The organism is Paraburkholderia dioscoreae (genome assembly GCF_902459535.1).
Classification (GTDB): domain Bacteria; phylum Pseudomonadota; class Gammaproteobacteria; order Burkholderiales; family Burkholderiaceae; genus Paraburkholderia; species Paraburkholderia dioscoreae.
The window spans coordinates 2,953,667-2,978,363 of the sequence record NZ_LR699554.1 but is presented as its reverse complement, the minus strand read 5'-3'; the positions used below and the strand labels follow the sequence as shown (position 1 = coordinate 2,978,363).

The following is a 24,697-nucleotide window of genomic DNA, read 5'->3' as shown; positions in this document are numbered from 1 at the left end:
TGGTGGGAGATGGGCGGGTTCGATTGCTGCCTCCCAAGCGCTTCGGGCAGCGGGATTTCGGAGTTGCCTGTGACATGCAAGTTGTCTCCTTATTTCTAGTTGTCGGACGTCTTATTTTTTGGCCTGTTGCTCGAATGTTGGGAGCCGAGGGCGCCTTAGCTGAGGCGTAGTGGTCGTGTTCACGCAGGGTAAACACCGCATTGGCGCGTTTTATCAAATCACAGTAGACTGTCATCGTACAACATATTGCGTGCGGCAAGCCAGAAACCCTGAATGCGCCACATTGCGTTCGATCAGACCGCCTGAACGACCAAACCTGGAGACATCATGTCCACGAAACCTTCCCAAGCGAACCACACGCCGGTCGTCACCGAACTGCGCGTCGTGCCTGTCGCCGGCCGTGACAGCATGCTGCTCAATCTGAGCGGCGCGCATGGCCCGTTCTTCACGCGCAACATCGTCATTTTGCGCGACAGCGCCGGCCATACCGGCGTGGGCGAAGTGCCGGGCGGCGAGAGCATCCGCAAGACGCTCGACGATGCGCGTGCGCTCGTCGTCGGTCAGTCGATCGGCAATCTGCAAGCAGTCTTGAACAAGGTGCGCACGCAATTCGCCGACCGCGACGCCGGCGGCCGCGGTTTGCAGACGTTCGATCTGCGCACTACCATTCACGCGGTGACCGCGCTCGAAGCCGCATTGCTCGACCTGCTCGGCCAGCATCTGGGCGTGCCCGTCGCCGCGCTGCTCGGCGAAGGTCAGCAACGCGACGAAGTGGAAATGCTCGGCTATCTGTTCTATATCGGCGACCGCAACAAGACCGACCTGGACTATGCGAGCGGCGCGGATGGCCGCGACGACTGGGAGCGCGTGCGCACTGAGCAGGCGCTGACGCCCGAGGCCGTCGTACGGCTCGCCGAAGCCGCGCAGGCGCGCTACGGCTTCAACGACTTCAAGCTCAAGGGCGGCGTGCTGTCCGGCGACGCCGAAATCGAAGCGGTCACCGCGCTCGCCGAACGTTTTCCGAACGCACGCGTGACGCTCGACCCGAACGGCGCCTGGTCGCTGGCGGAAGCGGTGCGCCTGTGCCGCGACAAGCACGACGTGCTGGCCTATGCGGAAGATCCGTGCGGCGCCGAAAACGGCTATTCGGGCCGCGAGGTGATGGCCGAGTTTCGTCGCGCGACCGGCTTGCCGACGGCGACCAACATGATCGCGACCGACTGGCGGCAGATGGGCCACGCGATCCAGTTGCAGTCCGTGGATATCCCGCTGGCCGATCCGCACTTCTGGACCATGCAGGGTTCGGTGCGCGTCGCGCAGATGTGCAATGACTGGGGCCTCACGTGGGGCTCGCACTCGAACAACCACTTCGACATTTCGCTCGCCATGTTCACCCATGTGGCGGCCGCCGCGCCGGGCAGGATCACCGCGATCGACACGCACTGGATCTGGCAGGACGGCCAGCGTTTGACGCGCGAGCCGCTGCGGATCGTCGGCGGCAAGGTCAAGGTGCCGCAGGCCGCGGGGCTCGGCATCGAACTGGATATGGATGAGATCGGGAAGGCGCACGCGCTGTATCGACAGCACGGCCTGGGCGCGCGCGACGACGGCGTGGCCATGCAGTATCTGGTCCCGAACTGGAAGTTCGATAACAGGCGCCCGTGCCTCATGCGCTGAACCAGCGATGATCCGGCCGGCGCCTTTAACTCTTGCGAAACACCACATGCGAGATGCGCTGCACCAGCAGCGCGGCCGCCAGCGCCGCGACCGCCGTCAGCCACACGCCGATGTGAATGGACTGCACCAGCGCATCGCGCGCCGTGTCGATCAACGCGAGCGTATTGAGCCCTGACGGCTTCATATCCGCGATCAGCTTCAGACGCGACGCTTCGTCGATCAGAATGCGCAGGTCGACGAAGCGGGGCCGCCATTGCGAGGCGGCCGGCTCGCCGAGCACGCTCATCGTGCGTGTGACCACGTTGCGGTAATGATGCGACACCACGGTCGCGACAATGCTCGTGCCCAGCATCCCGCCCACCATGCGCGTGGATTGCAGCAGCGCCGTCGTGATGCCGAAGCGCTCGCGTCCGGCAATCTCCTGGCCGAATACGTTCAGATTGTTGAGGATGAAACCGAGGCCGATGCCGACCGCGGCCATCGGCAATTCGATCCACAGATGCGGCGTGTCCGGATTCGCAAACGCTAGCGCAATGGACGCGAACAACAGCAGCGCGAAACCGATCGAAAGGATCTGCGTGGGCTTCTTCATGTGAATGACGATGCGCGTGTTCAGCAGACTGCCGAGCGCGATGCAGGCGGCGATCGGCGTGGCCAGCAGGCCGGCCTGTTGCGGCGACAGACCGAAGCCGCCTTGCAGCAGCAGCGGCGCGAAGAAGATCAGCGAGAACATCACGAAGCCCGACAGCATGCCGAGCGTGAACAGCGTGACGAGTTGCGGATCCCTGAACAGGTCGAGCGGAATGATCGGATGCGTGGCGCGCTTTTCGCATACCAGCAATGCAATCGCGCCGGCGATCACGCAGACGGCCAGCGTGAGATTGGCGGCGCTCAGGCCGTCTTTCGGCACTGCTTCGATAAAAGCCTGCAGCCCGCCGAGCACGGCGGCGACCAGCACCGCGCCGAGCCAGTCGATCTTCACGTCGCCTTCATGCGGACGGCGGAAGCTCGGCAGGTGCGCCCAGATGAAATAGAGCGCGGCCGCGCCGACCGGCAGATTGATCAGGAAGGTAGAGCGCCAGCCCCAGTGTTCGCTCATCCACCCGCCGAGCGACGGCCCCGCCGCCGTGCCGATGCCATACGCTGCCGCCATCACCACCTGCCAGCGCACGCGCGCGCGCGGATCGGGAAAGAGGTCGGGTATCGACGCGAACGCCGTGCCGACCATCATCCCGCCGCCGACACCTTGCAAGCCGCGCGCGATCACGAGAAACCGCATGTCGTTCGCGACACCGCAAAGCACCGACGCGATAGTGAACGTGATGACCGCGGCGATCACGAAACGCTTGCGGCCGAAGTAGTCGCCGAGCCGTCCGAACACCGGCACCGTCACCACCGAGGCCAGCAAATACGCGCTGGCGATCCACGCGTAATACTCGAAGCCGTGCAGTTCGGCGACGATGGAAGGCAGCGCAGTGCTGACGACTGTCTGGTCGAGTGCGACCAGCATATTGACGAGCCCGATGCCGAGCATGGCGAACAGAGCGTTGCGGAAAGGCAGGGCAGTGGCAGTCGGATTCACGGATCTGGGAGAGAAGGCTTTTCAGGGGCGGCGCTGCGCGGTTGTCGCGGGCCAAGGTCTTGACGACGGGTGTCCTCTAGTTGTCTGACCTCTTGCGGGAATTATACGGGTTTCCCCTTATTCGAAACTATTCCCACGAATTGTCGGGCGAAAAAAATGCCGTGCGCAGCGGCACGGCATGGTGGGTGAAGCGAAGCGCAGGCCGCCGATTGCAGGGGCGCGCCGTTCAGCGTTGCTGCGTCGAATCAGTGGTTATTCCACCACTCGGTTGCTTTCTGTTTGTCCCAGGCAGGCAGCACTTCGCGTTCAATCGCCGCATTGGTCAGTGCCGGAAAGTCCTTCTTGAACGCGGTCACGTCGTCGTCGAACTGGTCGGTCACGCTAACGTCCCACGTCCCGCCGCTGAAACCCGTAGCCGCCTGATCGATCAACGGAATGACCGGTCCCGCGCGCAGTTCGCCGTCTTTACGTTCGACAACCGTAGCGTCGATATGGCCGAGATACACAATCGAATTCGGCTTGATTTCGACCACTTCGTGAAGCGGCGTGAAGAACATGCCGCGGAAAGGGAATATACCGCTTTGGCCGGTAATGCCGCGCATCACATATTTACCCGGCGCCAACGGCAGGCGAATGAAATAGTGATTACCCGTGTCGCTCGTCGTGGTGGCCTGATCGTCGAATTTGAAATTCAGCCGGTCTTCTCGCGAGTCTGCCGAACCGCGCTCCATATTCACGACGATAGGGCTCGGTTGATAACTGGTGTGATATGCGTTCTTGAGTGTCACCGTCATTAACGCGTACGAGTTTTTCGTCGTGTCGACCGAACCCGTCGATGTGGTGGGCGACATGTTGGAAACTGTCGCGCAGCCTGAAGTCAATAACGTGCCGGCAATGGCGAAGATTGCGATGGTTTTTTTCATTACGGATTGAAGGGAATGTGGTTTGTACTTGAGCCAGATTAGAGTTATTTATGCGGCGTGATTGATGTGGCACTCGGCGCATGCCGGGTAAACGACAGAGGAGAAAAAAACTTTAGCGTCCGTTTAATTGATGGCGCTCAGACAATGCGACAGTCAACCGAATATCGAATAGCCGCGCTACGTCGAATCGGGCGACCCATTGCCTGGTCGCCCGTCTCAGTCGCTCAACCCTTCGCCCAGACCGCCGCTGTCTCTTTCGCGAAGTCCCGATACGATCGCGGCTGCCGGCCCAGCAGCGCAGCCAGGTGATCGATCTCCGCTCTGGATGCGACCGCGCCGTCCTGCTGATAACGGCTCATCATCAGGCGTATGTCGTAAGCGAGCCAGCCGGGTGCGGCCGCCTTCAAACGCTGTTCCAGCAGATCGAGATCGTCGCCGCCATAGCGCACCGCGCGTCCGAGCGCTTCAGCCCAGATCGACGCCACGCTTTGCGACGTGATCGCGTCAGGGCCGACCAGTGCATACGTCTCGCGCGGCAAACGGTCTGCGGCACGCTCGCGGCGCAGCAGCTCGCGCGCGGCGGCCTCGCCGATGTCGCGTACATCGACCATGGAAATGCCTTTGGCGCCGATCGGCATGCCGTACGCGCCGTGCGTCAGCAACGGCTCTTTCTGGCGCACGTCGTTCTGCATGAAATACGCAGGACGCAATACCGTGGCGGGCAGATCGCAGTGTTCGATCATGCGCTCGACGGTGTACTTGCCGGTGAAATGCGGCACGTCGACATAGTCGGCGCCTTTGAACACCGACAGATAAACCACGCCTTTCACGCCAGCCTCGCGCGTCACGCTCAGGGTCTGCAGCGCTTGCGTCAGTTCGTCCGCGGCATTGGGAGCGAGCAGGAACAGCGTGCTGACGCCGTTCATCGCGCGCCGCAATCCGTCCACGTCGGAGAGGTCGCCCTGAACCGCCGTGACGCCGTCCGGGAATTGCGCTTTTTCCGGCGAGCGAGTCAGCGCGCGAACTTGCGCGCCGCTACCGGCCAGATGTTCGAGAACCTGTTTACCGACCACGCCGGTGCTGCCTGTTACGAGAATTGCCATGACTTTTCTCCAAGGGTTGGATGGGCTGGAAGCCAGCCCGTAGACAAACAATAGATGTTCCATTTGAGCGGCGATAGTGCAAAAATTCAGACACCTCGTCTCATATTTGGAACGATCATGGATCTGACGTCACTTGCCGATTTCAATGCGGTTGCGCTGCACGGCGGATTCGGCCCAGCCAGCCGGGCGCTCGACCGTCCCAAGGCCACGCTGTCGCGGCGCGTGGCGGAACTCGAGGAAGCGCTCGGCGTGCGGCTGATCGAGCGCGGCTCGCGCAGATTGCGGCTGACGGAAGAAGGTCTCGTGCTGCACGAGCGCACGCGCGGGCTGATGGCGGAGATCCAGGAGGCGGGGGAAGTGGTGGCGTCGCGCGCGCCGGTTCCGCGCGGGCGATTGCGGATCAGCGCGCCGGTCGTGTTCGCGCATGTGGTGCTGGGCCGGATCGCGGCGCGTTTTGCGTTGGCCTATCCGCAGGTGGAGCTGGAAGTCATTGCGGAAGACCGCGTGGTCGATCCGGTGGAAGACGGCTACGATCTCGTGATCCGCATCAATCCGTCGCGCGACGAGCAACTCGTGGGGCGGCGCATTTTCGGCGACGAACGGCTCGTGGTCGCGGCGCCCGCCATGTCGATGCCTTCCAGTTTCGCAGGCGGCGCCGCCGCGTTGCCGGTGCCCGCGATCGTGCGGGCTTCCGAATTGCCGGGTGAGATCTGGACGGTGCACACGCCAGGCGGCCTGCAGTCGCTCGCGCCGCAGCCGGTGCTGCGATTCTCGTCGCTGCTGATGGTGCGCGACGCGGTGGTGGACGGTGTAGGTGCGGCGCTCTTGCCCAGGCTGCTGGTCGAGCAGGATGTGTCGGCGGGGCGGCTTGTCTGCTGGGGAGTGGCGGACGGGCCGCCGGTCGAGATCTGGGCGCTCTACAACTCGCGCCGCCTTTTGAGTGCGAAAGTGCGCGCGTTCATGAACCTGTTGCAGGATTTGCCGGGGCGCGAGCGGAAACCTGGCTGATAGAGGCGCCGATTACACACGGCTTGTGTGTGGAATCACCCGGAATCGGCTCGCACCCCGCAACCTCACTTGGGACGTCGCACGGCTCGCACCTTGCCACTGCTTCCGCCGCCGCAAAAGAAGCGATCGCCGCCGTCGGATTCGAGTCCCGACACGCTGACGCCAGGCGGCATTTCAAGCCGCTCCTGAACTTCGCCGGTGCGTGGATCGAGTCGCCGCAATTCACTTTCATCGCTTTCCCACGTGCCGTGCCAAAGTTCACCGTCGACCCAGGTGACGCCCGTCACGAAGCGGTTGGACTCGATGGTGCGCAGGATCGCGCCCGTCTGCGGATCGACCTGATGGATCTTGCGCTCCCGATACTGTCCGACCCAGAGCGTCCCTTCAGCCCAGGCGAGGCCCGAGTCGCCTCCGCCGCCGGGCGCGGGAATCGTGGCGAGCACGCGGCCGCTCTCGGGATCGATCTTCTGGATACGGTCTTCGGCGATCTGGAACAGGTGCTGGCCGTCGAAGGCTGTTCCCGCATGCGCGGCGACGTCGATCGAGCGGAGCGCCTTGCCGCTCTGCGGGTCGAACGCGTTCAACGTGTCTCCCGCCGCGAACCAGACATGCTGGCCGTCGTACGTTACGCCATGCACTTTTTCGACGCCCGGAAAAGGACCGTATTCGTCGATGATTTCGGCGGCTGATTGTTTCATGTTCGTTCCCTCCTGTTTTCGTGTTGCCATCCTAATCAATCGGCAACGGGGCGGGGAGTAACAAGGTCGTCGTGAATCCGGGCATGGGCGGGGTCATCCAGCGACGCGCCCGCCCTCGGCCGAACGACTGCACCTTGCCTTGCGCCGCGAGCGTATCGAGACTCCGCTGCACGGTGCGCTGACTCGCGCCAAGCGCTAGCGCGAGGGCCGAGCTCGACCATGACTCGCCGTCGGCGAGCAACGCAAGCACGGGCGCATGTCTGTCCTCGAGCGGCCGCGCCAGCACGACCACCTGCTGCGCGCGTTGCGGCACGAGCGTGAAGCCGCGCCGCGTGGCGTTCACGCGGGCCACGGTGCGAAGCACCGACCGCAACCGCCCGAGCTCGACCCGCAGGCGCGCGCGGTGCGATTCATCGGCAACCTTGGCCCGGAAGGCTCGCGCGACGAGCACATCTCTCGGCACGTCCTGCGGCCACGCTTCGGCCAGCGCGCGTGCGAGCACGAACAGCACCGGGCGACCGGCGAGCGGGATTACCGCGCCCGCGTCGCGTACCACGTGGCGGCACGCGTCCACGATCAACGCCTTCGATGCCAGCAACGTTTCCACCTCGTCGAGCAGCAGCGGGCGTTCCTCGCCACCCGCGAGCAGTCGCGCCGCCGGCGCGTTCAGAACGAGCGAGGCGTTCTCGACTTCCGCTATCAGTGCAGGAATGCTCGCGAGACGTGCTGTGCGCCCGGCCCGTTCGAGCGCGGCGCGTGCTGCGCGGGTCTGCAGGCGGCGCAGCGCGACGCCGGCCACCACCAGTTCATGCGCGGCTCTCAAGGCCGGCGGGAACGGCGCGGGGTCGAGCCCGGCGAGCGCGCGTTCGGCCTCGTCGAGGCGTCCGATCAGCAGCAGGCGCCGGACTTCGAGATAGCGCGCATGCGCGGCGTTGAGCCGGTCGCCGTGCGCTTCGAGCGTGGCGCGTGCGGCTTCCAATGCTTTCGTTGGCCAGTTCAGATCGCGCGAGACGAGCGCGATCTCGGCCTCGGCGACGACACATCTCGCGCGCGCCACCGGCTCCTTTGCACCGAACGCGCGTGCAGCGCTTCGCACGAGCGCCTTCGCCCGGACCAGATCGCCGAGTTGCGCCATAGCGATGCCGCGCAGCGCGAGCGCGGGCGCGTCGTTGCGCAGCGCCACCCGGTTCAGCGCGCCGAGCGGATCGCCCGCTGCAAGCGCGCGCGCTGCTGCCGTCACTAGCGAGTCCATGATTTACGCGAATCCCGCCACACTTGTCACTCCCGTGGTTCGAAGCCGGAGGCTAATCTAGCACGACCACCCCGCAGCACTTCGCATAGCGAACCAAGGAGAGAAGCATGGCGACGACACACACCATCGGCACACGGCAAGCATGGTTTGCAGCGCGGCTCGAATTGCTCGAAGCCGAAAAGGCGCTGACGCGGCAGAGCGACGACTACCAGCGCGGCGGTCATGCAATGGATGCCGTGCCGGCCCCCGGCGCCCGTCGTCGAATTCGCGGGCGCCTGCGGAACCGACGCGCCCACGTATTCGCTCGACAGGCCCGGCATGAGCGCATTCGTGCTCGAAGACGGTGTCGTGTATCACACGTATTCCACTTATGGGCGCGGCGTGGATGCGCTATGGAGTATGTATCAATGGCTCGACCGCGCGCCCAAGGGACGCAACGAAACAGGTGTCTGGTGGCGCCGCCATGACGAGTATGGGAAGCACTGACACGCGTCTCGGGCACGCTATCCGCTCGCGACAATGGAGCCAAAAATTGCAATCCGGCTCAGGTCTGTTATGGTCGAAGCCGGGCCCGCGAGCGGCCTGTCTGAACATGGCAGGTTATCGTTCTGGAAACACACGTTGGATGTCACTGTGGAGGACTTCATCTGGTCGGTGCCACGCGATCTTCACTCAACGAGTCGCCACGAAAGTGGGCTGCGGTGGCACAGGTTGCCGCCTGGCGCCGCCGTCTGGTTTGGTGTGCAGGCGTCGGCGGCGCGGCGCTGCTATTTTGCGGGCCAAGCCTCGCGGCGCAGGGCACGAGCACGAGCTCCGTCACGCTGTACGGCGTACTGGACACCAGCCTCGAAATCACCGATCCCGGGTCCGGGTGGACGCCGCGTCTGGACTCGGGTGCCTATCGCGGTTCGCGGATCGGCTTGCGCGGCAGCGAGCCGCTCGGCGCCGGCACCGATCTGGTGTTCACGCTGGAAAACGGCTTCAGCTCGGCCGACGGTTCGCTTCAGAGTCCGGGTCTTCTGTTCAACCGCCAGGCGTGGGTCGGTGCCCGGGGCGCATGGGGCGAGATGCGTTTCGGCCGGCAATACTCGCCTATCTATATCCCGTTCAAAGGCGATCTCGACGCGTTCGGCGCCGGCACGATTGCGTCCGGACTCAACAACCTGTCGAAGATCACGCCCTACGCCAGTAACGCGATCACGTATCTTTCACCGCTCGTCGGCGGGTTCAGCGGCACCATCATGATGGCCACGCGCGATCAGGCGGAGAGCGATGGCAACGGCATCGACGGATACTACGTTACCGCCGCGTATCAGCTCGACGAACTCAGGCTGCTCTACGCGCGTCAGCAGACGCACGGCGCGGGCGCACTGCGCGCGAATCTCGGCGGCGCAACGTACGCGGTGGATAAAGTGCGCGTGTGGCTCGCCTTCTTCAATGGCGATGGCGGCACGCCGCTCTATCACGGCGCGGGCGGCGCGCTCTCGGCGCAATACAGCTTTTCTTCGAATATGCGCGCGTCGGTGGGCTATGCGCACGTGCGCGACTTTACCGGTGCGGGTGCGAGCGCGGATCAGTTCAGCCTGGCATTCGAATACAACTTTTCTTCCACCTTGCTGTTTTATTTCAGCGCAGCCTATCTGTCGAATCACGACGGCGCCGGCTTCACCCTGCGCGGCGTCAACGTGACCGGGCTGCCGGTCGCCTATCCAGGCGCGCCGGTCGCGGGCGTGCAGTTCGGCGTGCTCGAGCGATTCTAGCGGGCAAGGGAACGGTGCCGCCGGTCGCATTCGATTGCAGCGGAAGCACCGGGCCGATTGCCGACCTCGACCGGCCGCGCTATTTCCGAACCTGAAGCGCGGCATGTCGAGGCGAGCGCGCTTATTTCGTCTTGAGTACTATCGCTCGACGGCTCTCATGCGCGTATCGCCCGACTTTTATGGAGGACTGCATCATGGATCGCAACGACGTCACGAAGAAAATCATCGCCGCGAAAGTCAGAAGCAAGCTGAGCTGGGGTGAGATCGCCACGAAAATCGGCCGGAGCAAGGAGTGGACGACCGCGGCGATGCTCGGCCAGATGACACTCGATGCGAAGCAGGCCGCCGTCGTGCGTGAACTGTTCGACCTGACCGACGAGGAAACCGCCTGGCTGCAAATCGTCCCGTACAAGGGCTCGCTGCCGAGCGCGGTTCCAACCGATCCGCTGATCTATCGCTGGTACGAGATCGTGAGCGTGTACGGCACGACGATCAAGGAGCTGATCCACGAGGAGTTCGGCGACGGCATCATGAGTGCGATCGACTTTTCGATGGATATCGAGCGTGAGCCGAACCCGAACGGTGATCGCGTCAAGGTGGTGCTCAGCGGCAAATTCCTTCCCTACAAATCGTACTGATCGCACCGATCGGCTGACCTGGCACCGAGTCTGCAGAACCACCCACAGTGGGGCTATGCTAGCGGCTTCGTCTACTTCGAGGAGCAACCGATGAAACAGTCAGCAGGTTCGATGATCACGTTCAGCCGCCCGGACGGCCAGCAGATCCAGGGCTATCTGGCCAAGCCGCAGAAGCTGGAGGGTGCGCCCGGCATTGTCGTGATCCAGGAGTGGTGGGGTGTGAACGACCAGATTCGCGGCGTGGCGGACCGGCTCGCACAGGCCGGTTATCTGGCGCTGGTGCCCGATCTGTTTCGCGGCAAGACCACGGTGGAGGAGGCGGAGGCGCACCACCTGCTCGACGGGCTCGATTTCGGCGACGCTGCTACGCAGGACGTGCGCGGCGCCGTCCAGTATCTGAAGCAGCAAACGGCGAAGGTCGGCGTGACGGGCTTTTGCATGGGCGGCGCGCTGACCTTGCTCGCGCTGTGCAATGTGCCCGAATTGTCGGCCGGCGTGGCCTGGTATGGCTTCCCTCCGCTGGAGTACATCGACGCATCGAAAATCAAAGTGCCGGTGCTCGGTCATTGGGCCACGCAAGACGAGTTCTTCACGGCGGAAACGGTCGATGCGCTGGAAAGCAAACTGAAGGGCGCGAATGTCGATGTCGAGTTTTACCGCTATCTCGCGCACCACGGCTTTGCCAACGAAGAGGCCGTGGGCCCGGGCCGTATCGCGAGAACGCAGTTCGATCCGGTGTGGTCGCAACAGGCATGGGATCGTACGCTGACGTTTTTCGGCCGCACTTTGTGGAAGTAGGCGGCGAGCCCGGCAGCAGGTTCGCCTCGCCGGGCTCAGAGCTTCGACCCACCGTCGACGTGCAAGGTCTCGCCGGTAATCCAGCGAGCGGTGTCGGAGGCGAGAAAGGCCACGGCGCCGCCAATGTCATCCGGCTGCGCCACCCGCTTGAGCGCCTGCATGCCGAGCGTCACCTGGCGCCCCGCGTCGGTCTTCGTGAAGTTCGACATATCCGTTTCGACGACGCCCGGCGCCACCGCATTCACGCGAATGTCACGTGCGCCGAGCGCGGCGGCGAAATGCTTTACGAGCGTATCGACCGCGCCCTTGGTCGCGGCATAGGCCGGCAGCGTGCCGACCGCGGCGCGCGCCGCGAGTGACGAGAGCAGCACCACGCTGCTGCCCTTGCACATCACCGGCAGCAACTGCTGCACGAGGAAGTAGGGTGCGCGCACGTTCACGGCGAACAGATCGTCGAAGTCTTCTACGGTTGTGTCATCGATGCTGACCGCCTTCGAAATCCCGGCGTTCGCCACCAGAATATCCAGCCGGTGGCCGATCACCGCGCGCACCTGCGCTGCCAGCTTATGCGGACCGTCGGCCTCGCGCAGATTCGCCGCGACTTTCTGCGCATTGCCGCCGGCCGCGCGAATTTCCGCGACCACGGCATCCGCTTCTTTCTCGCCGCTGCTGTAGTGAACCAGCACCTGTGCGCCGGCCTGGGCGAGTGCGAGTGCGCTGGCGCGGCCGATGCCGCGTGAGGCGCCCGTGACGAGCGCGGTCTTGCCCGTGAGGTTGTTCATGGCGAAACTCCGTCGAGTTGAAGCAAACCGAGCGCCTTGATGAACGCGGCGGCGTTGGCGGCCATCTCTTCGATCGATTCCGGCACTTCGCCTGAGGAACTGGAGATACCGGCGTTGTTGAACAGGATCACTTCCCGATCTTGCGCTAGACAGTCGGTCACGGCCGGATCCCAATGGTCCATCGTGCCGGTGAAATGGATGTCGAACACGAGCGGCACGCCTCCCGTCTTGCCGAAGCGGCGATGCGCGAAGCGGATGCCGTTCGCTTCGACATAACGGGTCGGGGCGGTCTGGTGCGTGTGGCGCGTCACGGCGGGGTCATTCGAAGCAGCCGGTGGGGTCATTTTCGGTTCCTCGGCAATATAGATGAAAGGCATGGAGCGGGAGGCGGGGGTCAGGCCGAGGCTTGCTCGGTTGTCTTGGGCGTTGCTGCCTGATGGGTAATGTAGCGGGGGCTTGTGGAAAGGAAAAAGACTTTGTAGGCTGACGGGCATGCCTGTCAGGCATGCCCGTCAGGTAAGACGCAAACGGAATTCAAAGAGGATCTATGGAGCTTCGCCATTTGCGGTACTTCGTGGCCGTCGCCGAAGCGGGCAGCCTGACGGTGGCGGCGGAACGGCGCCTGCACACGTCGCAGCCGTCGCTGAGCCGCCAGATTCGCAACCTGGAGGACGAAGTCGACGCGGAGTTGTTCAACCGCAGCGCACGCGGCGTCGAATTGACGGCGGCGGGCAAGGCGTTTCTCGACCATGCGCGGCTCGCGCTCTCGCAAGTCGACGCCGCCATTGAAGCCGCGCGCCGTGCCGCGCGACCTTCCAAGCAGGTCTTCGCGCTGGGATTCCTGACCGGCCAGGAAATGACCTGGCTGCCGCGCGCCATGCAGGTGCTGCGCGACGAGCTGCCGAACATCGACGTCACGGTATCGAGCCACTATTCGCCAGACCTTGCCGATGCGCTCGCGCGCGGCAAACTCGACCTTGCGTTTCTGCGTGCCGAACCGGGCTTCGATCTGGACTATCAGGTGGTAAGTAGCGAGAAGCTGATCGTGCTCATGCCGAGCGACCATCGCCTGACCGGGCGAAGCGCGATCCGTCCGGATGATTTCGCCGGCGAGACTTTCATCATGGCGTCGAACAAGGCGCGAGTGCTGCACGACGTGATCCAGCGCTATCTGGATGACAACGGCATAGCGGTCACGCCCGGCCACGGCGTCGACAACCTGGCTATGGCGATGTCGCTCGTCGCGTCCACGCGTGGGCTCGCGTTGATGCCGGAGTATGCGAACAACCTGCTGCCGTGGTCGGTGGTCAGCCGGCCGCTCGCAGGCGAGACGCCGACCGTCGACCTCGTGATCGGCTATAGCAGGTCGAATACATCGCCGGTGCTGAAGCTGTTTCTTTCGAGGGCCGAAGAGTTGCTGGCGCACGCGAACGCCGGCCGCTCGCCCTGATACCAACAAGCGGGAGCGTCATATGTCTGTAGCAATGCGAAGGGCGACCCTCGGGTTGCTGGCAAGTATCACGTTGGGCACGAGTGTCGCTGCGCAGGCCGGCTCCGGTTGTCACGAAGCGTGCAATGCACGCGGCCAGCTTCTCGACCACCACGTCACGCTCACGCTGAGCGCGCCGGAGTTTTCGACCTTGCTGGCGTCGAGCGTGGGCGGCCGGCAGCTCGCACGGCTTGCCGGCGCGCCCACGTGCGGTATCGAGATCGTGAGCTTTCGCTACCGGACCATCGGCGGCGCGGGCGAGTCCACGAACGCGAGCGGCGCGTTGATGATTCCGTCGGGGCTTTCGGCGGCATGCAGCGGAGCGCGTCCGCTGATGCTCTACGCGCACGGCACCACCGCGTACCGCAACTACAACCTCGCCGATATCACGCGAACGGATCCCGGCAACGGCGCCGGCGCCGGGGAAGGCCTGAGCGTGGCCGCCATGTATGCGGCGCGGGGCTATATCGTCGTGGCGACCAACTATGCGGGCTACGCCGGCTCCGATCTGCCGTACCACCCGTATCTGAACGCCGACCAGCAATCCGCCGATATGATCGACTCGCTGCAGGCGGCGCGCCTCGCGCTCGCCGAGGTGAAGCCGGACGGTGGAGCACACGAGAACGGGAAGCTATTCGTCACCGGCTATTCGCAAGGCGGCTTCGTTGCCCTGGCGACGCATCGCGCGTTGCAGGCGGCGGGTGTGAAGGTGACCGCGTCCGCGCCGGGTTCCGGTCCGTATGCGCTTGCCGCTATCGCCGACGCGCTCATCGAAGGCCAGGTCAACCTGGGTTCGACGCTCTTCGCGACGCTGATCGTGACGAGTTACCAGCGTGCTTACGGGAATATCTACCGTCGGCCCGGCGACTTCTACGACGCCGCTTACGCATCTGGTATCGAAACTTTGCTGCCGAGCGCGCAGCCGCTCAACAAGTTGATCGCCGCAGGCAAACTGCCGTCGACGCAACTCTTTAACAGTGCGCCGCCCGCGCCGCAGTTCGCCTCGTTGACGCCGCCCGCTATGCCGTCGTTGACGCCGCCGGTATTGATGCCGCTGTTCGCGGCGGGATTCGGCAAGGCCAACCTCGTGCGCAACGCCTATCGCCTGACCCTGCTGGAGGACGCCGTGGCCAATCCCGATGGTGCATTTCCCCACGCAACGGCAGCAATGGAGCCGGCATCGAATCCGATGCATCCGTTGCGTCAGGCGTTCAGGCGCAACGACCTGCGCAACTGGTTGCCGCGTGCGCCGGTCCTTTTGTGCGGCGGCGAGGCCGATCCCACGGTGTTCTTTTTCAACGCGCGCATCGAGCAGGCGTACTGGCAGAACGCCAAGGTGTCCGCAGGGCTGACGTCCGTGCTGGATGTGGATTCTGCCGTTGCCGGACCAGCTGATCCGTACGCGCCCATCAAGCGCGGTTTCGCGAGTGCGAAGGCTGAAGTCGCGAGTCAGGCCGTGGCCGGTGGCGCGGCCGAGGGTGGAGTATCAGCGGTACTGCGGGCCTATCACGGCCAACTGGTCGCGTCGTCCTGCATGGTGGCGGCGCGGGCTTTCTTCGCCAGATTCTGAGCGCGCGTATCAGGCGGACATTACCGGCGAGAGCCGAGGTCCGTGAAGTTTCAAGCGCCTGCGGCTATCATGCGCAGACAACGCAACCGGTGGCGAAAACATTGGCGACTCAATCCGTGACGGGAGATACGGCGCCCCGCAGCAGACCTCTCTCACCGCTTTAGTACGTACCACGAAGCGCCGCGCGCGCAGTTGGCTGCGTTTGGACTGTCACGAGGCGATGTGCGGCCGCTGACCCGCCGCGCAATCACGCCCGGTAGCGTGAACCCACAATCAAAGGAGATGAGCACGTGGTGAAGATCGATCCGGACCGGTTACTGACCGATCTCAAACGGCTGCGCGGTTTCGGCGCCACGGGGCCGGGCGTCGTCCGGCTGGCGCTTTCGCCGGTTGATCTGGCGTCGCGCGAATGGCTGGCCGGCCGTATGGCGGAAGCGGGGCTCGACGCCGTTATCGACGGCGTGGGAACCGTGTTCGGGCGCTCGCGCAAAAGCGGGCCGGCGCTCGTGATCGGTTCTCACACCGACACGCAACCGACCGGCGGCTGGCTCGACGGCGCGATGGGCGTGATCTACGGCCTGGAGATTGCACGCTCGCTGGCGGAACACGAGGCGACGAGCCATCTCGCGGTGGACGTGGCGTCGTGGATCGACGAAGAGGGCACGTTTTCCGGCCTGCTCGGCAGTCGCAGTTTTGTCGGCGATAGCGTGGACGAGTCGATCCGCGACGCCACGAACCGTCAAGGGCAACATCTCGCAGACGTACTCGAAGCGGCGGGTCTTGCCGGGCGGCCGCGTGTGCGTTTCGAGCCAGGCCGGCATGTCGCGTATCTCGAACCGCATATCGAGCAGGGCGGTCGGCTGGAGGCGGCTGGGAAGTCCATTGGGGTCGTGACCACCATCGTCGGGCTGCGCGAGCTGCGATTGCGCTTCACCGGCCAGCGCAACCATGCCGGCACGACGCCCATGACGATCCGGCGCGACGCCGGTGCGGCGCTGGTGGCCTTTATCCCGAGAATGAACGAAGCGTTCGCGCGGCTCGCGGATGCCGATACTGTCTGGACGGTGGGCCGCATCGACCTCGACCCGGGCTCGCTGAGTGTGGTGCCGGGCGCGGCGGATATGTACTTGCAATTCCGCGACGCGAACGCCGCGCGTTTGCAGGCGATGCAGGACGCGCTCGCCGATCTGGTGCGGGACTTCAATGCACAAGGCCCGGTCAGCGTCGAACTGACGACGATCGACGAACCGATGCAACCGGTGACCATGCACAACCCGCTCGCGGACCATCTGGCGCGCGCCGCCGATGCGGTGGCGCCCGGCCAATGGATTCGCATGCCGAGCGGCGCCGCGCACGACGCGCAGGTTATCGCCCGCTGCATGTCGGCCTGCATGATGTTCGTGCCGAGCATCGGCGGCGTGAGCCACGATTTCATCGAAGATACGGCCGAGGCGCACATCGTCCTCGGCTGCCAGGTCGCGGCCACGGCTGCCGCGGCGATGCTGCATGAAGAGTGGGCGAAACGATCATGACGAGCCTGAACCAGCAAGACGATTTCGTCGTGCGCAGGATGTCGGCCGGGGACGTCGCTTTGGCGGTGGAATGGGCCGCACTGGAAGGATGGAACCCCGGTCTGCACGATGCCGCCTGTTTTCGCGCGGCGGACCCGGACGGGTTCTTCATCGGCGAATGGCGCGGCGAACCGGTGGCGTGTCTGTCCGCTGCCGCATACGGCGAGGACTTTGGCTTTATCGGCCTATATATCGTGAAGCAGGCGTTTCGCGGTCGAGGCTTCGGCATGCGCATCTGGCGGCATGGCATGGACTATCTGCGAAACCGCAACGTGGGTCTGGATGGCGTGGTCGCGCAGCAGGCGAATTACAGGAGGTCGGGATTCAAGCTCGCCTGTCGCAACATCCGCTTTCAGGGCGTCGTACAAGACATTGCCCGGAGCGAGTCCCATGCTGATTTGCACAATGCTTCGGCGCTACCCTTCGAGTCGCTGAGCCACTACGATCGGCAATGCTTTCCCGCCAGCCGCGAGCACTTTCTCGCTGCATGGCTCGCGCAGCGCGGCGCGATTGCGCGAGTCGCGGTCCGCGACGGCCGGGTTGTGGGCTACGGCGTATTGCGGCGTTGCCGGACAGGCAGCAAGATCGGCCCGCTCTTCGCCGATAACGGTGAAATTGCGGGCCATCTGTTTTCCGCGTTGACGTTGAGCATTCCGGGTGAAGCGTTTTTCTTCGACGTACCGGAGATCAATGCGGATGCGGTTGCGTTGGCCGAACGGCACGGCATGACGAGCGTGTTCGAAACCGCGCGGATGTACACCCATGAACCGCCGGCGATTTCCATTGAGCGCGTGTTCGGAGTGACTTCGTTCGAGCTCGGCTGATCGTAGCCCGATGGTGTTTTCGCCATGACATCGCCGTCGGCGGCGCAAGCCGCGAACCGCGGACGGCAACCCCTATTTCCATTTCGCGCCGAGTTTATCCAGCCCGGCTTTCATCAGGTCTTCCGGCAACATCGCAATGCGCATTTCGCAGTCGGCGTTGAATTTCAGAAACCACGGCTCCGCGAGGGCGGGAATCGACGATGCGTTGTCGATATCCACGACGAGCACCGCTCCGCGTGTTCCGTCCTGCTCGGTGAAGTAGACTGTCTCCGGTTTTATCTCTTCCAGTATCTGCCCGACCACTTGACCGGCGATGCCTTCGCGCACCAGGGTGTTGAACGGTTCGTGCGGGATTCGTATGTTGAGAAGCATGCGCATGTCATCCTCCTGTTGACGCCCAAAGGGCTTCTTAAGGATAGATGCTTTATGCGCGCGTCAACGTGATCTGTTTCGAAGCATTCAACGCGGCTCCGCAAAGTCGGGGCGCTTGCGGAGCGTGCAGCCGCTCAGGTTCCGAACAGCGAACTTTGCGTGCCGCGGCTCGGCGCATGGCGTGCGGGTTTCGTCTGGGCTTCGGATCTCGCTTGAGCTTCGACCTTCGCCTTTCCTTCGTCCGCGAACATGTCGGTCTGCCGGTCGGCTTGCGCTTCGAGCGACGTCTGCCCAGCCTCCAGCGACAGCAAAAACATCTTGTTCGCCAGGCCTCCCGCAAAGCCGGTCAAGTCGCCGGATGCGCCGATCACCCGGTGGCACGGCGCCACGATGGAGATCGGATTCCTGCCGTTCGCCGCGCCGACCGCCCGCACCGCGTTGACGTTGCCGATCTGCATGGCGATTTCCGCGTAGCTGCGCGTCTGGCCGAACGGTATCGTCAACAGCGCGGCCCAGACCTGTTTCTGGAACTCCGTTCCCTGGAAGGCGAGCGGAAGGTCGAACTCGCGCCGCGTGCCGGCGAAATACTCGTTCAACTGCCGTTCGGTGTCGATCAGGACAGGACGGTCATTTGCTTCGACCCATTCTCCCAGACGCACCCGGTTCGGCTTGTCGTTTTCCCACAGAATGGCGGCGAGGCGCTCGCCGTTCGCAACGAGTTTCAACTGGCCGACGGGCGAGTCCATCAGCTTGTAGGCGTATGTCACTTGGCTTGCTCCTGACTGGTTGGAGGCACAGATGCTGCAAGGCGAGTCTGCGAATGCGCGCGGCAAGCGCGCCGATATACGACAGTGTGAGCCTTGTTCGCTCTGAGGGCGCTCCGGATCTTGCTGTCCCGTTCCTTGTGAAAGGCCTCCCATCACCGGGCTGCTGTCCTGAAGGGAACGCGGACGATGCGTCACTGTACAACCGTTTTCGCGCCAGGCGCGCGACTCAGTAGAATTGATACCTTCGATACGAAGCGCACCGGCAACCGGACCTCTCTCTACGACTGTGACGACGACACTTGAACAACTACGGGCCGGACAACTCGCGGGCACGCGCCGGCTCAAACTGGCATGCGGGCTGAGCGAATTTCCACGCGAGATTTTCGATCTGGCCGATACGCTGGAGGTTCTCGACCTGTCGGGCAACGCGCTGTCGACGCTTCCGGACGATTTGCCGCGACTGGGCAAGCTGCGCATTCTCTTTGCATCGGACAACCCGTTCACCGAGTTGCCGGAAGTGCTGGGGCAGTGCCCGCAATTGAGCATGGTGGGCTTCAAGGCGAACCGCATTCGCCGGGTGTCCGCCAACGCGCTGCCATCGCAACTGCGTTGGCTGATCCTCACCGACAACGAGATCGAAGCGCTGCCCGCCGATATCGGCGGCTGTACGCAATTGCAAAAGCTGATGCTGGCAGGCAACCGCCTGCGCGCGCTTCCCGAGGAATTGGCGGCCTGCTCGCGGCTCGAATTGCTGCGTCTCGCGGCGAACCAACTCGGCGGATTACCCGCGTGGCTGCTGCGTTTGCCGCGGCTCTCCTGGCTGGCGTACGCCGGCAATCCGTTCAGCGAAGCGCTCGAAGCGGCGGCGCTGATCGACACGCCGACGACCGCTATTGCATGGCATGAGTTGAAACTCGAAGCGCCGTTGGGCGAAGGCGCCTCCGGTGTCATCTATCGTGCGGAGCTTGCGGGGCATCACGACGCGTCCCGCGCTGTCGCGGTGAAACTGTTCAAGGGCACGGTCACGAGCGACGGTTTGCCGGACTGCGAGATGGCCGCCTGCATTCGCGCGGGCGATCACGCGAACCTGATCCCGGTGGTCGGAAAGGTCAAAGATCATCCGGCGGGCACGCACGGCCTCGTGATGGAGTTGATCGATCCGCAATTCAGAAACCTTGCCGGTCCTCCCAGCCTCGAATCCTGCACGCGCGATATCTATGGCGCCGACACGCGTTTCGATGCGGCTTCGGCGTTGGGCATTGCGTACGGAATGGCGTCGGCGGCGCGTCATCTGCATGACCAAGGCATCATGCATGGCGATCTGTACGCACACAACATTCTGTACGGCGGTCAAGGGCGCGCGTTGTTGGGAGATTTCGGCGCCGCTTCCTTCTATGCACCTGAAGACCGGAGCACCGGCCTCGCGCTCCAACGTCTCGAAGTAAGGGCATACGGCTGTCTGCTCGAAGAATTGCTTGAACGATGCGACTGGCCAGACTCGCAGGCGGACGCCGCCGCGCTATTGGTGGAGTTGAAGGACAATTGCCTGAGCGAGGTGATCGAAAGCCGTCCGCTATTCGACGAAATCACGGCGCGTTTGCTGGCGCTGAAGGGCGAACGATGATCGGCAAAGCGCAGCACGGCCACCCGTCGGCCCGCCACGGAAGGAGAGATTCAATGACGCAGAAGACGCCCCGAAGGAAGCCCTCCTCGCGGATGCGCCGTCGCGTGTTGTTTGCCGGCGCGCTGGCCGCGGCCGGCATTGGCGGCACGGCAGGCGCCGTGGCCGTGCAGGGCGGCAAGCTCAGGATCGCGCTCGTGCTGAAGTCGCAGACCGATCCGTTCACCGTGGCAATGGCGAACGCCGCGCAGGACTACCAGCAGCATTTCGCGTCGCAATTCGGTTTGACCGTGCGTGCAACGGCTACCGAAAGCGATACCACCGGACAGATCCGCATGGTCGAAGAGATGATCAAGGCGAAGATGAACGCGATCGTCATCGCGCCGACCGATTCGAAGGCATTAACGGCAGTGGTCGCGCGCGGGATCAAGGCGGGCATCGTCATGATCGCCATCGACAACCCGCTCGACGAGGCCGCGCAGGATGCGGCCGGGATTTCCGTGCCGTTCGTCGGGCCGAACAATCGCAAGGGCGCGCAGCAAGTCGGCAATTATCTGGCGGGGCGACTCCATGCGGGCGATCAGGTGGGCGTCATCGAAGGCAGTCCGGCCGATCGCAATGCACAGCAGCGCACGGAAGGTTGCAGGGACGCGATGAATGCGGTGGGCATCAACATCGTCGCCGTTCAGTCCGGCGAGTGGGAGTACGGCAAGGGGCGGGACATCGCCTCGAAGATGCTCAACGATCATCCGCAGATACGCGGCTTGCTGTGCGGCAACGACAACATGGCAATGGGCGCGGTCGACGCGATTCGCGACGCGGGTAGAACGGGCGGCGTCTACGTCACCGGCTATAACGATATCGATGCGATCAAGCCGTTGATCGCCGATGGCCGCGTGCTCGCCACGATCAACCAGTTCCCTGCGCGGCAAGCCATATTCGGCGTCGACGTGGCTTTGAAGGCCGTGACGGAGCAGAAGAAGCAGCGCGAGCTGTCGAGGGTGATCGAAACGCCGCTGCAACTGGTCACGGCTGCGGATCGCTGATTGCAGGTCGTGATACGGCTGCTGCGAGAGCAAGAGAACTCACTCTCGCATCACGCCCTTTCACGTCCGGTTAATCTGCTTTGATCTTACGCGGCCTGGTCGCTTTTTCGAGCTTGTTGTACTCGAATTCCGGCACCGACTTCAGCGCATCTTTCGTTGCGCCGGCGAGGAACAGATTGCCGTCGCGGATCTGGAAGTGATCGACCGGAATCGCCACATAGTGTTTGCCCATGCCGAGAAAGCCGCCTACCGATACGACGGCATACGTTGCCTTGCGGTCCGGCGCAATGATCACGTCATAGATGCTGCCGATCTTGTCGTTCAGATCGTTGTAGACAGGCTCGTCCACGAGAGCGCGTCGCACGCTCCAGCCCTTCAGCAGCGCATTGGTTTGCTCGACCGTGCCGCCGAGCGGTTGCAGTCCGGCAATCTGCGCATAGGCGCCTTGTGAGGCGCAGATCACGGCGAGAGCGGTCGCGCAGATCAGTGTTCTTGCTTTCATTTTCGGCTCCTGGTTGTCTGTCGAACAGTTAGCTTCGTACCAGAGTACGAGGAAGCACGCGACGTGCCCGGCTCCGTCCGGCGGCGGCATTCGTGCCTCGCGGTCAATATTCAATTGCCGCGGGAGGGCTGTTTGTCGGGCGCCCGCTACCCCACAATCCATCGTTTGCGATATCCGGACGGAGAAAAGGCATGAAATCAACCTGGGCACTGCTGGCTCTGGCGGTCGGCGCATTTGGCATCGGCACCACCGAATTCGCGCCAATGGGCCTGTTGCCCGTAATCGCGAACGGCGTGGGTGTGTCGATTCCCGCGGCCGGCCTGCTGATCAGCGCCTACGCACTCGGCGTCATGCTGGGCGCGCCGTTGATGACGCTCGCCTTCGGCAGGCTGCGCGCGAAAAAGGCATTGATCGCGCTCATGTCGATCTTCGTCCTCGGCAATCTGCTCTCGGCCGTGGCGCCCGGCTACTGGACACTGCTCGCCGCACGCCTTGTCACGAGCCTGAACCACGGCGCGTTCTTCGGCATCGGCTCAGTGGTCGCGGCGAATCTGGTGCCGCGCGAGAAGCGCGCGAGCGCGGTCGCCACCATGTTCATGGGCCTGACGATCGCCAACATTGGCGGCGTGCCGGCCGCGACCTGGATCGGTCAGCAGATCGGCTGGCGCATGGCGTTCGCCGGCACTGCGGGGCTCGGCGTGCTGGCCATTGCCGCCCTGGCGGTCGCGCTGCCGCGAGGCGACGCGGGCAAGATGCCGGATATTCGCCGCGAGTTGCGGGTGCTGGCGCGGCCTGAAGTGCTGATGGCGATGGCCACCACCGTCATGGGCGCCGGCGCGATGTTCACGCTTTACACCTATGTGGCGCCGGTGCTCGAAAATATGACGGGCGCTTCCGCGGGCTTCGTCACGATTGCGCTGGTGCTGATCGGCATTGGCTTCACGATCGGCAACGGCCTGGGCGGACGGCTCGCCGACTGGTCGCTCGACGGCAGCACCAAGCTGTTTCTCGGCGCGCTGGCGCTCATCATGGCGGCGTTGCCGTTCGTTCTCACCAGTCACGTGGGGGCGTTGATCGGTATGCTCGTGTGGGGCGCGGCCACTTTTGCGATCGTGCCGCCGGTACAGATTCGCGTGATGCACGCGGCGGCGGATGCGCCTGGACTCGCTTCGTCGGTCAATGTGGGCGCGTTCAATCTCGGCAATGCGCTGGGCGCCGCTGCCGGCGGCGCGGTGATCTCGGCGGGCCTGGGCTACACGGCCGTGCCGATTGCCGGCGCGGTGCTGGCCGGGGCCGGCCTGATGCTGGTATTCGCCGGCCGCGCCGATCGTCAGGCGGTCGAGAGCTGCTGAAGGCGATGCTTCAGTCCGCAGCTCTGTTCGGCCGGCCACAGAATGCGCTGCGGCAACCATGCACAATCGGAGCGAGAGCCGGGCGGCGCCCGTGGCGCGACGGCGCCGTGCGCGCCCGGGCCGCCTGCCGGCGCGCGCCAAAGCGCAGCGGTGGCGATAACCCTCTGCCGCTTGGGAGAAGCAATGGGTTGGAAAAGCCTGCTGATCGAAACGCCGGTCTGGATGATTGGCCGGTTCCATCGCCCACGGTTCGACCCGCATCGCGACACGCCGCGCGAGATTCTCGTGCTGCGCCCGAACGATTTCGGTGAACTGCTCACCACCACACCGCTCTTCGAAGCGCTGCGCAGGCGCTTTCCAACGACCCGCCTGATTGCGGGCGTGGGTAGTTGGGGGCGTCCGGTTCTCGAGAACAATCCCTTTGTCGACGAGATCGTGGAAATCGACGCGCCCTGGAACAACAAACTGGTCGAGGACCGCTCGCACGGCAACGTGCTGCGTTTTCTGTGGAAGTCTCCGCAGGTCGCCGCACTGCGCGCGCGCGGTGGCTTCGACGTCGGTATCGACGTGCTCGGCAGCTACATGGGCGCGCTGCTGATGATGCGCACAGGCGTGCGTTATCGCGTCGGCGTGCGTGGTTATCGCGGCGGCTGGAGTGCGTGCCAGGCGCATATCGAATTCGCCGCGCGGCAATGCGGACGCGCCGCGCTCGCGCAGGGCGAACTGCTCGGCGCGACCGCGCTGCCGGAAGCACGGCCCCAACTGTTCCTGACCGACGACGAGCGCGCCGCGGCCGCGCAAATCTGGAATGCGGGTGACGCGCCCGGCCGTCGCACGGTGCGGCTGATCGTCGGTGTCGGGGCCGGTGTTCCGAGCAAGGCCTGGGACGCTCGCCAGGTCGGCGCGGCGCTCGCGCAGATCGCGCAGACGCTCGACAAAGCCGGTGACGCCGGCGATTTCGTGATCGCCGGCAGCGCGGCGGATCGCGCGCGCGCCGCCGAGGCGATCGCCTCGGCGGGCACGGGCGTGCCGGTCCGCTCGGTAGCGGGCGAGGTGCCGATGCGCATCACGTTTGCTCTCACCGAACAGGCCGGCGTCGTGCTGACGAATTCGTCGATGCTGATGCACGTCGCGGCCGCGTTTCGGCGGCCGACTGTCGCGGTGATCGGCGGGAGCGTGACGAAACCGGACAGGCACGATGCCATATGGGGCTATCCGCCGCCGTATCGCAGCGTGTCGCCCGAGCAGTATGTCGCGGGCGAACACGCGGGGAACTGGCCGAGCGTCGAGCGGGTCGTACAAGCGGTTCTGGAGGCCGTCGGCATGCAGCGGGCGCCGGTCGACGCGGCCGCCTGACGCCGC

Annotated in this window: 22 protein-coding genes and 2 pseudogenes; 14 read left to right on the top strand and 10 right to left on the bottom strand. The window is 64.3% G+C overall.

What is annotated here, in order from left to right; genetic code table 11:
• Nucleotides 1–327: 327 nt before the first annotated feature.
• Complete coding sequence (gene gudD / locus PDMSB3_RS33475; protein WP_165189210.1) at nucleotides 328–1,677, top strand: glucarate dehydratase; 1,350 nt, start codon at nucleotides 328–330, stop codon at nucleotides 1,675–1,677.
• A gap of 25 nt (nucleotides 1,678–1,702) precedes the next feature.
• Here gudD and PDMSB3_RS33470 read toward each other — a convergent pair whose 3' ends face one another.
• The 3 genes from PDMSB3_RS33470 to PDMSB3_RS33460 all read right to left on the bottom strand — a co-directional run bounded on the left by PDMSB3_RS33470 (nucleotide 1,703) and on the right by PDMSB3_RS33460 (nucleotide 5,285).
• On the bottom strand, nucleotides 1,703–3,211 hold the full coding sequence (locus PDMSB3_RS33470) for an MFS transporter (protein ID WP_007178191.1): 1,509 nt from the start codon (nucleotides 3,209–3,211) through the stop codon (nucleotides 1,703–1,705).
• A gap of 293 nt (nucleotides 3,212–3,504) precedes the next feature.
• Nucleotides 3,505–4,182 carry a hypothetical protein gene (locus tag PDMSB3_RS33465; RefSeq protein ID WP_165189207.1) on the bottom strand — a complete coding sequence of 226 codons (678 nt, stop codon included), beginning with the start codon at nucleotides 4,180–4,182 and terminating at the stop codon, nucleotides 3,505–3,507.
• 224 nt (nucleotides 4,183–4,406) lie between these two features.
• Nucleotides 4,407–5,285 carry an NmrA family NAD(P)-binding protein gene (locus tag PDMSB3_RS33460; RefSeq protein WP_165189204.1) on the bottom strand — a complete coding sequence of 293 codons (879 nt, stop codon included), beginning with the start codon at nucleotides 5,283–5,285 and terminating at the stop codon, nucleotides 4,407–4,409.
• A 117-nt stretch (nucleotides 5,286–5,402) separates the two neighbouring features.
• On the opposite strand from PDMSB3_RS33460, the gene PDMSB3_RS33455 reads away from it, so the two are divergent.
• Nucleotides 5,403–6,293, top strand: coding sequence for a LysR family transcriptional regulator (locus PDMSB3_RS33455; protein WP_007178188.1), 891 nt, complete (start codon nucleotides 5,403–5,405; stop codon nucleotides 6,291–6,293).
• Between the two features lie 65 nt (nucleotides 6,294–6,358).
• On the opposite strand, the gene PDMSB3_RS33450 is transcribed toward PDMSB3_RS33455, so the two are convergent.
• Both PDMSB3_RS33450 and PDMSB3_RS33445 read right to left on the bottom strand, forming a co-directional pair.
• On the bottom strand, nucleotides 6,359–6,991 hold the full coding sequence (locus PDMSB3_RS33450; RefSeq protein WP_007178187.1) for a Vgb family protein: 633 nt from the start codon (nucleotides 6,989–6,991) through the stop codon (nucleotides 6,359–6,361).
• Nucleotides 6,992–7,022: 31 nt separating this feature from the next.
• Complete coding sequence (locus PDMSB3_RS33445; protein ID WP_165189201.1) at nucleotides 7,023–8,243, bottom strand: helix-turn-helix domain-containing protein; 1,221 nt, start codon at nucleotides 8,241–8,243, stop codon at nucleotides 7,023–7,025.
• Nucleotides 8,244–8,446: 203 nt separating this feature from the next.
• Between PDMSB3_RS33445 and PDMSB3_RS33440 the strand changes: the two are divergent.
• The 4 genes and pseudogenes from PDMSB3_RS33440 to PDMSB3_RS33425 all read left to right on the top strand — a co-directional run.
• Nucleotides 8,447–8,729, top strand: a pseudogene (locus PDMSB3_RS33440) (DUF899 family protein); the annotation flags it as partial.
• Nucleotides 8,730–8,944: 215 nt separating this feature from the next.
• On the top strand, nucleotides 8,945–10,003 hold the full coding sequence (locus PDMSB3_RS33435; RefSeq protein WP_165189198.1) for a porin: 1,059 nt from the start codon (nucleotides 8,945–8,947) through the stop codon (nucleotides 10,001–10,003).
• A gap of 194 nt (nucleotides 10,004–10,197) precedes the next feature.
• Nucleotides 10,198–10,641, top strand: a complete 444-nt coding sequence (gene cynS, locus PDMSB3_RS33430; RefSeq protein ID WP_007178184.1) for a cyanase — start codon at nucleotides 10,198–10,200, stop codon at nucleotides 10,639–10,641.
• 90 nt (nucleotides 10,642–10,731) lie between these two features.
• Nucleotides 10,732–11,439 carry a dienelactone hydrolase family protein gene (locus PDMSB3_RS33425; protein ID WP_007178183.1) on the top strand — a complete coding sequence of 236 codons (708 nt, stop codon included), beginning with the start codon at nucleotides 10,732–10,734 and terminating at the stop codon, nucleotides 11,437–11,439.
• A gap of 35 nt (nucleotides 11,440–11,474) precedes the next feature.
• Here PDMSB3_RS33425 and PDMSB3_RS33420 read toward each other — a convergent pair whose 3' ends face one another.
• Both PDMSB3_RS33420 and PDMSB3_RS33415 read right to left on the bottom strand, forming a co-directional pair.
• On the bottom strand, nucleotides 11,475–12,221 hold the full coding sequence (locus PDMSB3_RS33420; RefSeq protein WP_007178182.1) for an SDR family NAD(P)-dependent oxidoreductase: 747 nt from the start codon (nucleotides 12,219–12,221) through the stop codon (nucleotides 11,475–11,477).
• Nucleotides 12,222–12,232: 11 nt separating this feature from the next.
• Nucleotides 12,233–12,565 (bottom strand): annotated as a pseudogene (locus PDMSB3_RS33415) (alpha/beta fold hydrolase); the annotation flags it as partial.
• 203 nt (nucleotides 12,566–12,768) lie between these two features.
• Here PDMSB3_RS33415 and PDMSB3_RS33410 point away from each other — a divergent pair.
• The 4 genes from PDMSB3_RS33410 (at nucleotide 12,769) to PDMSB3_RS33395 (ending at nucleotide 17,675) form a co-directional block, all read left to right on the top strand.
• A complete protein-coding gene (locus PDMSB3_RS33410) occupies nucleotides 12,769–13,671 on the top strand; it encodes a LysR substrate-binding domain-containing protein (RefSeq protein ID WP_165189195.1) in 903 nt (300 codons plus the stop codon).
• Between the two features lie 22 nt (nucleotides 13,672–13,693).
• Nucleotides 13,694–15,280, top strand: a complete 1,587-nt coding sequence (locus PDMSB3_RS33405; protein ID WP_007178179.1) for an alpha/beta hydrolase family protein — start codon at nucleotides 13,694–13,696, stop codon at nucleotides 15,278–15,280.
• Between the two features lie 290 nt (nucleotides 15,281–15,570).
• Nucleotides 15,571–16,812 carry a Zn-dependent hydrolase gene (locus PDMSB3_RS33400; protein WP_165189192.1) on the top strand — a complete coding sequence of 414 codons (1,242 nt, stop codon included), beginning with the start codon at nucleotides 15,571–15,573 and terminating at the stop codon, nucleotides 16,810–16,812.
• On the top strand, nucleotides 16,809–17,675 hold the full coding sequence (locus PDMSB3_RS33395) for a GNAT family N-acetyltransferase (protein ID WP_007178177.1): 867 nt from the start codon (nucleotides 16,809–16,811) through the stop codon (nucleotides 17,673–17,675). Before PDMSB3_RS33400 ends, PDMSB3_RS33395 begins: the two co-directional genes overlap by 4 nt.
• A 72-nt stretch (nucleotides 17,676–17,747) precedes the next feature.
• Here PDMSB3_RS33395 and PDMSB3_RS33390 read toward each other — a convergent pair whose 3' ends face one another.
• Nucleotides 17,748–18,053, bottom strand: coding sequence for a panthothenate synthetase (locus PDMSB3_RS33390; protein WP_165189189.1), 306 nt, complete (start codon nucleotides 18,051–18,053; stop codon nucleotides 17,748–17,750).
• Nucleotides 18,054–18,181: 128 nt separating this feature from the next.
• Nucleotides 18,182–18,814, bottom strand: coding sequence for a methylated-DNA--[protein]-cysteine S-methyltransferase (locus tag PDMSB3_RS33385; RefSeq protein WP_007178175.1), 633 nt, complete (start codon nucleotides 18,812–18,814; stop codon nucleotides 18,182–18,184).
• Nucleotides 18,815–19,100: 286 nt separating this feature from the next.
• Here PDMSB3_RS33385 and PDMSB3_RS33380 point away from each other — a divergent pair, with 286 nt between their 5' ends.
• Nucleotides 19,101–20,438 carry a leucine-rich repeat-containing protein kinase family protein gene (locus PDMSB3_RS33380; protein ID WP_007178174.1) on the top strand — a complete coding sequence of 446 codons (1,338 nt, stop codon included), beginning with the start codon at nucleotides 19,101–19,103 and terminating at the stop codon, nucleotides 20,436–20,438.
• A gap of 53 nt (nucleotides 20,439–20,491) precedes the next feature.
• Entirely contained in the window at nucleotides 20,492–21,481 is a 990-nt protein-coding gene (locus PDMSB3_RS33375) for a substrate-binding domain-containing protein (protein ID WP_007178173.1), read from the top strand.
• Nucleotides 21,482–21,551: 70 nt separating this feature from the next.
• Here the strand turns inward: PDMSB3_RS33375 and PDMSB3_RS33370 are convergent, their stop codons facing one another.
• The gene (locus tag PDMSB3_RS33370; RefSeq protein WP_035516784.1) at nucleotides 21,552–21,983 is read right to left on the bottom strand and encodes a PRC-barrel domain-containing protein; all 432 of its coding nucleotides are present in this window, start codon (nucleotides 21,981–21,983) and stop codon (nucleotides 21,552–21,554) included.
• Between the two features lie 191 nt (nucleotides 21,984–22,174).
• On the opposite strand from PDMSB3_RS33370, the gene PDMSB3_RS33365 reads away from it, so the two are divergent.
• Nucleotides 22,175–23,335, top strand: coding sequence for an MFS transporter (locus PDMSB3_RS33365; RefSeq protein ID WP_007178171.1), 1,161 nt, complete (start codon nucleotides 22,175–22,177; stop codon nucleotides 23,333–23,335).
• 183 nt (nucleotides 23,336–23,518) lie between these two features.
• Nucleotides 23,519–24,691, top strand: coding sequence for a glycosyltransferase family 9 protein (locus tag PDMSB3_RS33360; RefSeq protein ID WP_165189186.1), 1,173 nt, complete (start codon nucleotides 23,519–23,521; stop codon nucleotides 24,689–24,691).
• The last annotated feature ends 6 nt before the right edge of the window (nucleotides 24,692–24,697 follow it).